14 protein-coding genes are annotated in these 12234 nt (G+C 37.9%); 7 read left to right on the top strand and 7 right to left on the bottom strand.

What is annotated here, in order from left to right; translation table 11 throughout:
- Positions 1–424: 424 nt before the first annotated feature.
- On the top strand, positions 425–589 hold the full coding sequence (locus tag AKG98_RS22340) for a hypothetical protein (RefSeq protein WP_157534162.1): 165 nt from the start codon (positions 425–427) through the stop codon (positions 587–589).
- A 90-nt stretch (positions 590–679) separates the two neighbouring features.
- On the opposite strand, the gene AKG98_RS22755 is transcribed toward AKG98_RS22340, so the two are convergent.
- Positions 680–967 (bottom strand): S26 family signal peptidase, encoded by a 288-nt coding sequence (locus AKG98_RS22755; RefSeq protein ID WP_228140354.1) that lies wholly within the window; start codon positions 965–967, stop codon positions 680–682.
- Positions 968–1144: 177 nt separating this feature from the next.
- Here AKG98_RS22755 and AKG98_RS23040 point away from each other — a divergent pair, with 177 nt between their 5' ends.
- On the top strand, positions 1145–1243 hold the full coding sequence (locus AKG98_RS23040) for an IS3 family transposase (RefSeq protein WP_369814935.1): 99 nt from the start codon (positions 1145–1147) through the stop codon (positions 1241–1243).
- A 67-nt stretch (positions 1244–1310) separates the two neighbouring features.
- On the opposite strand, the gene fabA is transcribed toward AKG98_RS23040, so the two are convergent.
- The 4 genes from fabA to AKG98_RS18030 all read right to left on the bottom strand — a co-directional run bounded on the left by fabA (position 1311) and on the right by AKG98_RS18030 (position 5683).
- A complete protein-coding gene (fabA, locus tag AKG98_RS18045) occupies positions 1311–1829 on the bottom strand; it encodes a bifunctional 3-hydroxydecanoyl-ACP dehydratase/trans-2-decenoyl-ACP isomerase (protein ID WP_198155565.1) in 519 nt (172 codons plus the stop codon).
- 94 nt (positions 1830–1923) lie between these two features.
- The gene (locus tag AKG98_RS18040; protein ID WP_228140353.1) at positions 1924–3897 is read right to left on the bottom strand and encodes an AAA family ATPase; all 1974 of its coding nucleotides are present in this window, start codon (positions 3895–3897) and stop codon (positions 1924–1926) included.
- A gap of 244 nt (positions 3898–4141) precedes the next feature.
- Positions 4142–4681: a DUF2058 domain-containing protein gene (locus AKG98_RS18035; RefSeq protein ID WP_067049171.1), complete on the bottom strand. Its 540-nt coding sequence runs from the start codon at positions 4679–4681 to the stop codon at positions 4142–4144.
- A gap of 159 nt (positions 4682–4840) precedes the next feature.
- A complete protein-coding gene (locus AKG98_RS18030; RefSeq protein ID WP_067049169.1) occupies positions 4841–5683 on the bottom strand; it encodes a Tim44 domain-containing protein in 843 nt (280 codons plus the stop codon).
- Between the two features lie 295 nt (positions 5684–5978).
- Here AKG98_RS18030 and AKG98_RS18025 point away from each other — a divergent pair, with 295 nt between their 5' ends.
- Together AKG98_RS18025 and AKG98_RS18020 are read left to right on the top strand one after the other, a co-directional pair.
- On the top strand, positions 5979–6986 hold the full coding sequence (locus AKG98_RS18025) for a serine protease (protein ID WP_228140352.1): 1008 nt from the start codon (positions 5979–5981) through the stop codon (positions 6984–6986).
- A gap of 67 nt (positions 6987–7053) precedes the next feature.
- Positions 7054–7968 carry a L,D-transpeptidase family protein gene (locus AKG98_RS18020; protein WP_083544011.1) on the top strand — a complete coding sequence of 305 codons (915 nt, stop codon included), beginning with the start codon at positions 7054–7056 and terminating at the stop codon, positions 7966–7968.
- Positions 7969–8061: 93 nt separating this feature from the next.
- Here AKG98_RS18020 and AKG98_RS18015 read toward each other — a convergent pair whose 3' ends face one another.
- Positions 8062–8328, bottom strand: coding sequence for an Lpp/OprI family alanine-zipper lipoprotein (locus tag AKG98_RS18015; RefSeq protein ID WP_067049166.1), 267 nt, complete (start codon positions 8326–8328; stop codon positions 8062–8064).
- A gap of 229 nt (positions 8329–8557) precedes the next feature.
- Here AKG98_RS18015 and AKG98_RS22885 point away from each other — a divergent pair, with 229 nt between their 5' ends.
- Positions 8558–9241 (top strand): phospholipase A, encoded by a 684-nt coding sequence (locus AKG98_RS22885; protein WP_255358672.1) that lies wholly within the window; start codon positions 8558–8560, stop codon positions 9239–9241.
- Complete coding sequence (locus tag AKG98_RS22880; RefSeq protein ID WP_255358671.1) at positions 9225–9587, top strand: phospholipase A; 363 nt, start codon at positions 9225–9227, stop codon at positions 9585–9587. The genes AKG98_RS22885 and AKG98_RS22880 overlap by 17 nt, the downstream gene beginning before the upstream one ends.
- Here the strand turns inward: AKG98_RS22880 and AKG98_RS18005 are convergent.
- On the bottom strand, positions 9582–9950 hold the full coding sequence (locus AKG98_RS18005; protein ID WP_067049162.1) for a PilZ domain-containing protein: 369 nt from the start codon (positions 9948–9950) through the stop codon (positions 9582–9584). The genes AKG98_RS22880 and AKG98_RS18005 overlap by 6 nt on opposite strands.
- 490 nt (positions 9951–10440) lie before the next feature.
- Between AKG98_RS18005 and AKG98_RS18000 the strand changes: the two genes are divergently transcribed.
- Positions 10441–12090: an EAL domain-containing protein gene (locus AKG98_RS18000; RefSeq protein WP_228140351.1), complete on the top strand. Its 1650-nt coding sequence runs from the start codon at positions 10441–10443 to the stop codon at positions 12088–12090.
- The last annotated feature ends 144 nt before the right edge of the window (positions 12091–12234 follow it).

Genomic DNA, 12234 nt, shown 5'->3' with positions numbered 1-12234 from the left:
TCTTCCAAATGTTGCCAAAGCTGTTTATTCTTTTTAAGTAACTCAACCAATAAATGTTTAAACATATTCGCACCTTTTATTGAATTGTATCTATGTGTATGAAGTGTAGTAAAGTTATGCGTTTGTGTGGCAAATAATAAAACTGTTGGCAACCATTGCAGAGCCTTCATCTACCAGTGGTATCAACACCGATATGAACCACATGATATTTAAGGGTGAGCTCTTTAATTTAACTGGCCATGGTTTCAAAACCGTTACCACTGAGATTCAATAATTCCAACAGACGGAATTTATCGTCAGGGCCAAGCGGTAAACTCAAGACCACGACCGAAGCAATGTCTCGCGTTCGCGCAGGGTCAAAACCAATAACAACGGCTTCATGGCGTAAGGCCGTGAGGAAGCCATTCTATAAATCATAAGCTTCATGGCTGGTCACCGATGGCGTACTAAAATAGGTAATACGAAAATCTTATGGGGCGGCATGCTGGGTGGTGTGATCGGTCGGCCAAAAGGCAAGGGCGGTTATGTTGTATTAAATGCACGTAAAAACTTTGCGAGGCAAAATATTGAAAGAAAGCTATTAACTTAATTATCAGTCCAACCTTCATACCCAAGACGTTTTTCTAATTACTCTGATACGATAAATAGGAAGGACTTTTTAATTTAGTTTGGCGTTAACTTACATTTCCAAGTCCACAACGCTGATAATATCATCTTTATTAATGATGCCTAAATAACGGCTATCGTTAGCAAAATCTCGATTGTCACCTAAAACGATGTACTCATCATCTTTTAAATGCCATTCCCAACCATCATTTCGCATATCAAGAGGAACTATCTTCTTATTGAGAAGTTGAATGTTATAGCCAGTCTGCTTACCTTCCGAAAAGATAGTGTTATCTTTAGTGCTATAAATAGAATTTCTCTCTAAGCACTTTGAATTAATACATAGCCTGCCAACCGTCAGCCATATACGGCTATAGTCGATTTACCTAACGCTTAGTAAGACAAGGCATTATGCTAAACCATAGAACGGTGCAAAGGCTGGAACAACGGCACCCAATATACTTGAGCGAAATATGAAGGCTACAAAGCCAAACGAAAAGTGGGCAATAGTAAAAAAATGCTGATGAATTAATAGAAAATCTCGACGAGTACATCGAGTGATACAATACGAATCAAGGTCAAATTAAAAGGCCTGACTCCGATAGAACATCGAAACCAGGCCTTACAAGCCGCTTAACTAAAATGTCCAACTTAACGGGATCAGTTCAAAAGGGGGCTTTTTTAATTACATGCTTTGCAAAAAACTAAAATACGCTTGTATCTTGGAATAAGCCTACTTTAAGATCTTTTGCAGTATAAATTACTTTACCATCTACAAGCATTTCAGCGTCAGCAATACCCATTACCAAACGACGAAGTACAACACGCTTCATGGCAATTCTATAAGTAACTTTTTTATTTGTTGGTAATACTTGACCTGTGAATTTAACTTCACCTACACCCAGTGCACGTCCTTTACCTTTAGCGCCATTCCAACCTAGGAAGAAGCCAACTAATTGCCACATTGCATCTAGGCCTAGGCAGCCTGGCATAACAGGATCACTGTCAAAGTGACAGTCAAAAAACCATAAATCAGGAGTAATATCTAGCTCTGCAATGATTTCGCCTTTACCGAATTCACCGCTTGTGCTGTCAATGTTTAGAATGCGATCCATCATTAGCATATTGTCTTTTGGAAGACGAATCTCAGAATCAAATAATTCACCGTTACCACATTTAACTAGATCTTCTTTATTGAAGCTGTTGCGTTCTGTTGCTGACATAGGTACCACTTGAACCTCTAATTCGTTTATCATAATAATGTCCTTGTTATCTTGGAATCATCTTAGCGTACATCTGTACGCCAAACAAGTCCAATCAGTTGTTACGTCCCTGTTTAAAGGTTATTCTAGCGTACAATTGTTTAAGTTTGGTTACAAAAACAGGCTCATCGTCTTCTAGTCTATCATCAATATCGTCGGCTAGTTTCTGAATTATACTATAGATACCTTCTTTTTTATCAAGGTCACCGGCTTTGGTGCCCATTAACAGTTCAATGGCTTGGTCTATGTGCGTGATAGGATAGATTGCCAGTTGATTTTTGTTCACTGCAGTGATGAGTTTATCACTTAAATTTAAGTTTACATTATTCGCGGCTGGAATTAAAACGCCCATATTGGTTTGTCCGTTTAATTCACAGATACGCAGGAAACCTTCCAGTTTTTCATTAATCCCGCCGACAGCAAGCACATTACCGAATTGGTCTATTGCACCCGTAACCGCGAGGTTTTGTGCAATCGGTATCTGTGCTAACACCGAGAGTAATGCGCAGGTGCCAGCTAATGCCGCGCTATCACCATCAATTTCACCATAGGATTGTTCAAATACTAAATTGGCACTAATTGGAAGTGGTAGTGGCTTTGCGAAAGTGTGTGTAAAAAACCCTTGAATAATCATCATGGATTTCGCGTGTATATTACCCGCTAACTCGGCTTTGCGCTCAACGTCTGAAATATCACCGTCACCATTTAAATGTCCTGTTGCTGTAATACGAATGGGTTCACCAAAGCTTTCAGGGTGACCATCTATTTCAAGAACAGATAAACCATTTATTTGACCTATTTTAGCACCATTGGTTTCTAAAATAATTTGTTTTTCGATAATACCTTCGTTACTCAATCGAATGTGCGTATTTAACGCTTCATGTTGCAGTGTTAACACGGTATTTAAGGTATCACGGTCAATCATGTCTAACTTTTGTTCAGAGGCCACATGATGGCAATAGCTCAACAATGTCATTAATTTTGATTCATTTAAGCTAAGGTAGTTATTATGTTCACACCAACGACTGCTTAGTTGCAGTAGACGTGTTAGCCCGCTTGAAGACAAGGGAAGTAACTGAGACTCAGTGATTAATGATTTAATATAACCGATGTATTTTTCGATATTTTGATCTGAGACGTTAAACTCAGCAGGAAAATCGATAAATGAATTCGTCATACTCGACAGTTCTCTATCACCTTCAGCTAACTGGCTAATAGCGAGTCGATCACCGAGTAAAATGACTTTTATATCGATTGGGGCTGGATCTGGCTTTAATTCAGTTTGTACTGCTTGGTTACTTGAACGCCAATCCAAAGTACCTTGTTTAATTACCGCTTTTAATTGATACCATAGGTCGGGATTGTTAATTAACTCATCAATCTTGATAAGGATATAACCACCATGAGCTTGGTGTATTAGGCCAGGCGTTAATTGAGCGACATTACTGCTGTAACTGCCGTTTTTATAAAGCGTGTCTTGATTACCAAATAAAGTGGTTTGGGTAAGGTTACTTGCATCAACGAGATTAGAGGTTGCCGTCTCGCCATTGGTAAGGATCTTAAATGCGTGTTCAACATTAAACTCATTAAGGTTTAATAACAGTGGTACAAGACTCGGGTAGGGTTTAATGATACAGGAGTTTAACTGTTCGTCCGCACATTTGCCTGTTGCAATGATGTTGTCAATAACTTGCTTGAACAAGACTGTTTTATCTCGCCAAATTTCAAATGCGTGTGCACGTCCTATTTTTGTTACATCTTCGATATAACAAATGGATTTAGCACGTTTAGTCGACATAGAGGACAACATATCTGAGAATGATTTGGTGTGTTCAAAGCCTTCAAAATCGGTTGCTACAAGTAGTTTAGCGCTTACTGTATTGTGGAATAATGCGAATAGTTTATTATTTTGAGGGTATAACTGGTCTCGCTTTACTGTATCAAACTCATCGAGTTTACAGCGCGAACCAAGATCAAAGACAGGGACTAATTTATCAGCAACAATTTTCTCAATTAACAAGGCTATCACTCATTGGAAGGTAGATAGTTAAATTATATGAGATTGTCGTATAAACAGATAGGATTATTCACAGGTTGTCGTAAATTGGTGGTTTTAAGCGGGATTAATAACCAGAACTGACGGCGTTAACAAAAATGGTTATCATTTTATAAGTCGTTACATTTACGATTGATAGTCCAAAACTAACCCCATAAAAGTGTGTATAAGTGATACACGTTAGGGGCTAGCAGGACTCATTATTAATAATCTTTTATTACCACATTAGATCATCAGGAATCTGGAAATCAGCATACGGGTCGTCTTCTTCAACTTCCGTTGCGGTGTTTTCATTCAGTACCAGTACGTATGCTTCATCAACGGCTCTAATCTTGTCGATAGCAATACTCGGCATAACATAGGATTTACCTTCAAGCACACATAAGCCAATTTGACCTCGAGTTAATGCGTTATAGCTTGGTTGATCGACAGATAGTGTCTTAACCTTGTTATCAAGCACGTAGTTAAATGACAATTCACCAGCGAAATCCGTGATATGCAGTTGCTGAATCATTTGCTTCACTTTGCCATGCTCGGACTTAAGCTCTATTTTCTCTTGAATCGCTTTATTACGGTCAGCATCTAATTGTGCTTGAGCTTCTTTTTTGGTTTTAATATCATCTTGTAGGCTAGTGTCTGCACTTGCCTGATTTTTGCGTACCGCTTTATTTTTCTTATTTTTTTCTTTGCGGATTTTTTTCGCTTTTTTTTCATCGCCTAAACCAGCTTTTAAAAGCTGTTCTTGTAATGATGCCATGGTTTTGAATTCCTGTAGTTTTCGTTTATGCGCGGATCATAGCAGTGTTAACTTTAATTCGCTAGATCCAAACACGGATAGACATTATCATTGATTTTAGTGATCAAAAAAGGCGGTGATTAGCCGCCTTTTTAATATTAAACTCGGTAATAAGCGTGATTATTGCTCGATACCTGTAATTAACCATGGTGCATTTTCTTGAGTCAGATTGCGTTCTAAATGCCACACTTCGTTAATGTCTGCTTCTACTTCCTCATGGCCATCGCGGTAGCGACCACTAAATTTAACACTTACTTGCGAAAGTGATGCGGTAGATTCAGCACGTACTAACTCTGCGTCAAGGAACATGACTTCTGTATGTTGCTCGCCTTCAAGTTCTTTACGTTGAACACGTAATTCATTGTATAACTCGATTGATACGTATTCTTGGATTGTTTCTAAATCATTTTCATTCCAAGCTTTCTGTAGTGTTTTATAATGACTACGCGCACCGCTTAAGAAATTTGTTAAATCAAAGTCTGCAGGTAGGTTAAATGGAACTTCATTGCTTGAACCAGAAAAACCGCCTTGGCTTGCAGTGTTAAACGTTGCATCCGTTGGTGTTGGTGCTTCTTCTTGTCTAAATGCTGGACCAGATGCAGTTTGCGGTGAACCTTGTTGCGATGCTGCTTTTGCGCGCATCATGCCTTTGAATAAGCGGAATAATAAGAAGGCAACACCGGCCATGATAATCATGTCCATGAATTGGAAACCTTCAAAAGCACCACCAAACATAGATGCGATTAAGCCACCAACAAGTAGGCCGCCTAACATACCGCCTAGCATGCCTTTTTTGCTCATACCTTGTTTAGCGGGTGTTGCAGCCGCAGGCGTTTGTTTCTGTGGTGCTGTCTTGTAGCTCTTACCAAAAGACTTACTGCCACCGAATTTTTTAGCGTGTACTTCAGGCGCCGCTAATGAGAAAGCGAATACCATCATTAGAACAGTTAAAATATTTTTCATTATATCCCTTCAATTAATACAAATGTCGTACGCGTATTTTACGTAACTGCATCATAGCAATGGTGTCGTGGGCGTCAATTGCCTTTGGTTACTATTTACACTAGTTGACATAAAATGTCGTTAAAATTATTTTATTTAATTCATAAAGTGATCTGTGTGGGGTTTATTTATTCTGGATATAGAATACTTGGTTATAATAAATAAGAGTGGAACACTCATTACAATGTGTACATAGCGAATAGTATGAAGGCAAATTTGAGAGAGACGAATTTTGATACTAGCGAAAATAATAGTAATGGCCGGTTTATCGGTCTCATTAGGTGCATATGCTAATGAGACCGATATCAAAACGCCCCCCCCCGAGATTAAACCCTTTGTAGTTGGTGGTGTTGATGAGAAAGTATTGGAATTACCCTGGCAGATATATTTAGAGATAGAAAAGGGCGGTACCACCTATGCTTGTGGTGGTACGTTAGTGGCTGACAGGTGGGTTGTCACCGCTGCTCATTGCATAAATAGATTTGTGAGCAATTCAGTGTTTAGTCCTGTTCATGCAGACCAACTCACCGTTTACTCCGGTGGGATAGATCGGTCATCTAAGGATGAAATGTCGAGTAACAGAGTCATACAGGTCATTGCTAATCCACTATATGATCAGTCATCTAACACTGGGGATATTGCGTTACTTCACTTATCTTCACCTGTAGAGTTACCTGCACAAGCAATTAGGTTAATGAATGACGCATTGCAAGTGGATGTAGATTTAGAGTTTGGTAATGGAGTTAGGAATAATTTGGTCTTATCCGGTTGGGGGCGTACATCCACTGATGGTACAAAAAGTACGAACATTTTACAAAAAATAGTGCTTGATGGCATCGCTGATGATACCTGTGCCCTCGCTTGGGGCTGGTCGGGCTTTGAAACAAGTTTTATTTGTGCAAATGCATATAATAAAGGCTCTTGCAGTGGTGATTCTGGCGGACCGCTCATATGGCAAGATAAAAATGCGATAAGCGATAATGATCGCGGTTACCGATTAGCAGGTGTCGTAAGCTTTGGTAATGCACAACAATGTGCTTTAAATTCATTACCTGATGTTTACACCCAAGTTAGCAGCGTTCATGACTGGATTGTAGATGAGATTAACAAAATTTGCGTATATACAGAACCGGCGTCTTCTTTTACACAAGATATATTTACGATTGAAGTGGCAGCACTACCACAAAGTAAAAAAGGGGGGGGGGTGGGTTATTCATTCCTACTTATATTAACGGGTTTACTGCTATATCGTCGAAGAAACTAAAATTGAGAATATCTCTATACTAATAGGCTTATACTTACGCTATAAGCTATTTATCTAGGGTGTAAGTATGGTCAACCTAAAGCTGAATCTTAACCGTCTATCAATTTTTTTTATTCTTGTCATTCTATGGGCTAAACCTGTTTATTCTCAACCTTACGCTATGCCCATACTCGGTTCAAGGCTGATTGGTCAGCAGATACAATATACAGTGAAAGAGGGGGATTATTTGCATGCGATTGCGCAGCAATACAATGTTGGAATGATGGCGTTAATGGCATCGAATCCGACTGTTGATCCCTTTTTACCCCAACCAGGAACTGTGCTTGAGTTACCAACCAGCATGCTGTTGCCTGACGCGCCATATAAAGGGATTGTGATTAACTTACCTGAACTCAGACTATACTACTTTCCTCAAGGCAAAAACATCGTGCATGTATTTCCTGTTGGAATTGGACGGGAAGGGCGTAAGACACCAAAAATGAACAGCTTTGTTAAAGCGAAGCTCAAAGATCCAATCTGGACGCCTACGCCCTCTACGCGTGCCGAGTACCTAGAAAAATTTAAAACTGTGTTACCTCGTTATGTTGAGCCCGGTGAAGATAATCCATTGGGGCGTTTCGCCTTGCAACTTGCTTATGGACAAAGTAACTATCTCATACATGGAACGAATCAACGTTTTGGTATTGGGATGAGGATAAGTGCGGGTTGTATTCGAATGAATCCAGATGACATTGAGTTGTTATATGCTCGCGTAGCGGTAAATGAACCTGTAAGGATTATAAATAAGCCAATTAAATTCACGATTGAACCAAATGGTCAGTATTTAGTTGAAGTTCATACCCCTTTATCTTCTGAAACATTGGATGAAGATCTTAACATGGCTGAGGTTATTGATAGATTTGAAAATCATAAGGTTGATGAAAATGCCCTCAATAATGCGCTACTGCTACACTACGGGTTACCTGTTAATGTCAGTCTTTAATATGAGGTTGAATCGTTAATAGAGGGAAATAGGTCAACGCTCACTATTGCTAACCTATCCAATCTATCGACCACAACAAAACAATGTTGTTAATTATTTGCTATAAGATGCGGCGATATTATCGATGCGTGAGTTCGCTCGTTGTGCTTCTTCCAAAGCTTGTTGAGCCGCTGCTGCGTTAGATCCAATGCCAGACTTCATACTTCCTTGTTCAGATTCTAACATTTTCACTTGGGAGGTTAATTTACTGACTTGAGATGTCAAGCTACCAACACTATTTTCTAGGTCGGCGTTATTTGCACAACCTCCAATGAGTGCTGAACTTACAATCAATCCAGCAATGAGTAATTTACTGTTCATGAAATACCTCTATTTGTTAGCTCTGGAACATGTATATAACATTTTCCACTATCAGAGTTAAGTATGTCAGAGGTTAGGTAATTTTCCACTTAACACTCTATTGTTTTTAAAATTAACAAATATTTATATATTATATTAATCGTTACGGCGTTTTTTATCAGACTATTTTAATGGTTATGCGCGTTATATATGTTTATGATTGCATCTAATTTATTGATATCTACAGGGATTGGCGACTATCAAGTATTTAACAGGGATTGTTTTCACTACAAACTTATTACTGGCTCATTATGCCGTTGCTGAAGACAGTCATTTTACTTTTCCGCATGAATTAGCCTACTTTAGTTCAGAAAAGCAGAAAGAAGATCAAATTAATGCGTGTTTGTCATCGAATGTGACGTCTGCAAAGGGAACGATGACAGTCGAAGCGCTAAGGACGTTTTGTCATGAGGTTAAACCGAATCCGCTTCATCAGCGTAGGGCATTAGAAAAAAGCGCTGAAAACAACCCATTTGCTTTAATCCCCTATAAACCTAACTATATTCTACCGGTGACTTATTCACAGGGAAGCACTGAATCCTATAAGAGTCTGGATAGCGAATATGATTTTGATGATGTAGAAATAAAATTTCAAGTGTCATTAAAGTATATCGTTGCAGAAGATTTTATGACGCCCGGGTTTGACGTGCAACTTGCTTTTACGTCTGTGAGTTGGTGGCAAGCCTATAATTCCGATAGTTCATCACCATTTAGAGAAACAAATTATGAGCCTGAGATCATATTTCAATATAGTGAACCTTGGGATTTGTTTGGATTACCTGTTGCGATCACTGCACTCTCTTTAAATCATCAATCTAATGGTCAATCTGGCCGTTTGTCCCGAAGTTGGAACCGTAATGGCATTTGCTCATGATGATGTTGTCTGGGCTGTTCGTGGCTGGTGGCGTGTACCTGAAGACGAAAAGCTAACACCGGATTCATCACAAGGCGATGATAATCCTGATATCGAAAAATACTTAGGTTATGGTGATCTCAATATGGTTTGGAAATTACCTTATAGCCATAGCTTGGATTTTAAATTACGAAATAATTTAAAATCTGATAATAAAAGTTCGATACAAGTAGGCTGGTCTTTTCCATTGAGTAAGCATTTATTTGGTTATGTCGAATATTTTAATGGCTACGGCGAAAGCCTTATATATTATGATCAACACATTTCGAGAGTCGGTGTCGGCTTTAGATTAACTAACTGGTTATAATTTGGGGACCGAGTGAGCAAGATGTTCTATATCTCGATGTAAAAGTGATTCATCGGCTAAATTTAACTGAACTAAACGACGAAGTTCTGAAATACTATTAATATCAATTCTTGTACAACGTAACCCTAAAACATGGGCTTCATTATGAACTAAAATGGCCGCCATAATGATGACTTGTTCTTGGGTTAGGCTAATTGACAGTGTCATTAGCTGATTAATATTAAACTTTACATTTCTTGGTTTGGTACAGGATAGTCCACGTAAAGATAAATCGATTACATTTGTTGACCATTGATGCCCATTACAAGTTAGCGTGGCATTATGATCAAATAGTATCCGTTGAAAGTGACGCTTATTATTCATAATACTATCCTTAATAATTATCCTGTATAACTTAATATTTTAGAGCAAAATTATTAATTTGGCTGACTTTTTTAGTCGTAATGACGGATCTAATATGATTTTATCATAGCCATTTGACTTGGCCCCAATGAAGCTGTCGGCGTTCTCTGGTTTTTTGCCTGACAAACTAAAAATAAGTTAAAATTTAGTGTTTTAGGCCAAAGTAGATGAGCTAGCAGTCCTATAGGACTACATTGGTCATAAAATCATGGATGTTTTACATACAAGATCATATCGTATCACAACTAATCAATATAAAATCATATAGTTAATACTATGTAAGATTACATAAGTCATTGCCAAGCTTATGTATTTTTTCATATGTCATGGTTTATTTCGTCTATAACAGCTTGTTTGTTTAAAAAGATCAAGGTATATATGTGAACATATGTCATGAAGTGTATGGCGTAAAGTAACTATTTTATTAAATACGATTAAGATGAGTAGCGGAATGATGGGAATTGAAGATTCGTTTTTACCCGTATTAATAGTCACTAAGGATATAATTAATGCTTGTAATAGCATGTTTTCAACATTAGTGGGTATAAGTGAAAGTGAACTCATCAATCGCTCCTTACATGAATATTTGCATTTGGATAGTGACACAGCCTTAGCTGTCAGTGATATCTCTCTATTATTGAAAACTGCAAGCGTTAGTGAAACCGGATGCTTTGTTAAAGCAACACTGATGGATGTTAACTTTCATCGTTGTAAAGTGGAACTTCACTGCCAACGTCGTAGTGAAAGTCAATTCGATAATGCGTTTAAATTATGCTTTAACGTTATTGAGAATAAATCAATTGATTCTATTACTGGTCTGCCGAATGGTTGGGCGATAAGCGCACGCGCAACACATTTATTCAAATTGCCAAATACACAAATGCGTTTGATGATGCTAAGTGTGGATAATTTCTCTACTATCAACTTTCGTTATGGATATGACACAGGGGATAATTACCTTTCTGTACTCGGCAAAAAATTACAAGCGACAGTGAATGATGATGGGCTGGTGGTTCGATTGGCTAATGCGCGTTATGGTATTTTAATCGAGAATAAACATCATTTATCATCAGCCGATTTTAATGCGTATATAACCATGTTTTGCCAGTATTTATGTGATTTATCTTTAGGCTCATTAGTATTAAATAATGGTATTACAATAAATAAATCATTTAGTATTGGTATTAGTAGTGAGCATACTAAGTATGAAAGTTATTTTGCAATGGAGAATGCGACCGAGACCGCAATGAGGGAGTCTAGACGTCATAGCCATTCTTATTTCTGCTTTGCTAAACCCGAGATTAAACCTGAGTTGATGGCCAATAAGCTTATTATTGATGAACTTCCTAGCGCAATTGAAAAGTCACTCATTAAAATTCATTATCAGCCTCAGTACGACCTTACTACTAAACAGCTGGTGGGTTTCGAAGCGCTATCGCGGTGGATACACAAAGATTTAGGCTATATTCCTCCGGATGTCTTCATTCGAATTGTGGAAGACATCGGGCTTCATTTTGAATTTGATTTATGGGTATTTACTCAAGTTTGTAACCAAGTAGTAGAATGGCAAAAATTAGGTGTTTCCACCCCTAAAATAGCAATAAATATATCATTTAAAACACTTGAAATGATCGACTTTATTTACCGGTTAGAATCTATAATTACGTCAACTGGTTGCCCAAAAAATTTACTCGAGATTGAAGTAACCGAAACTGCTTCAATTAGTAATATGGATACCCTAATCGATAATATTAGAGCTGTACGTAGCCTTGGTATTCTTGTTGCAGTCGATGATTTTGGAGCTGGTTATTCGTCGCTAAGCCTTGTTAGAACATTACGGAAATCACTTAATACGTTGAAGATTGATCGCTCATTAGTTGCCGATATATGTGAATCTAGGTTAGATAAAGAGTTTGCAAGGAAAATCATTGAATTAGGAAAAGTCTTAAATGTGAAGGTATTAGCTGAAGGTGTCGAAACCTTAGCACAACGAGATTTATTACAAACTCTAGGATGTGATTATGCGCAAGGGTATTATTTTGACAAAGCATTATCGATGATAGATGCTGAAAATCTCATCATAAATCAGGCTATAAATTAAACATTCCGTCCAATTGATCATATTAAAGCTGACGTTGACTCGAGTATAATAAATGAACGAAAAAGGGTTTATACCGTCTTATTTCACTCTAATCGTACATATATTTTAAATATAAGGATAATTTTTAATTTGTTACTGTCGGAC

The organism is Moritella sp. JT01, assembly GCF_001574435.1.
GTDB lineage: Bacteria > Pseudomonadota > Gammaproteobacteria > Enterobacterales > Moritellaceae > Moritella.
This window is presented reverse-complemented; position numbering and strand designations above follow the sequence as displayed.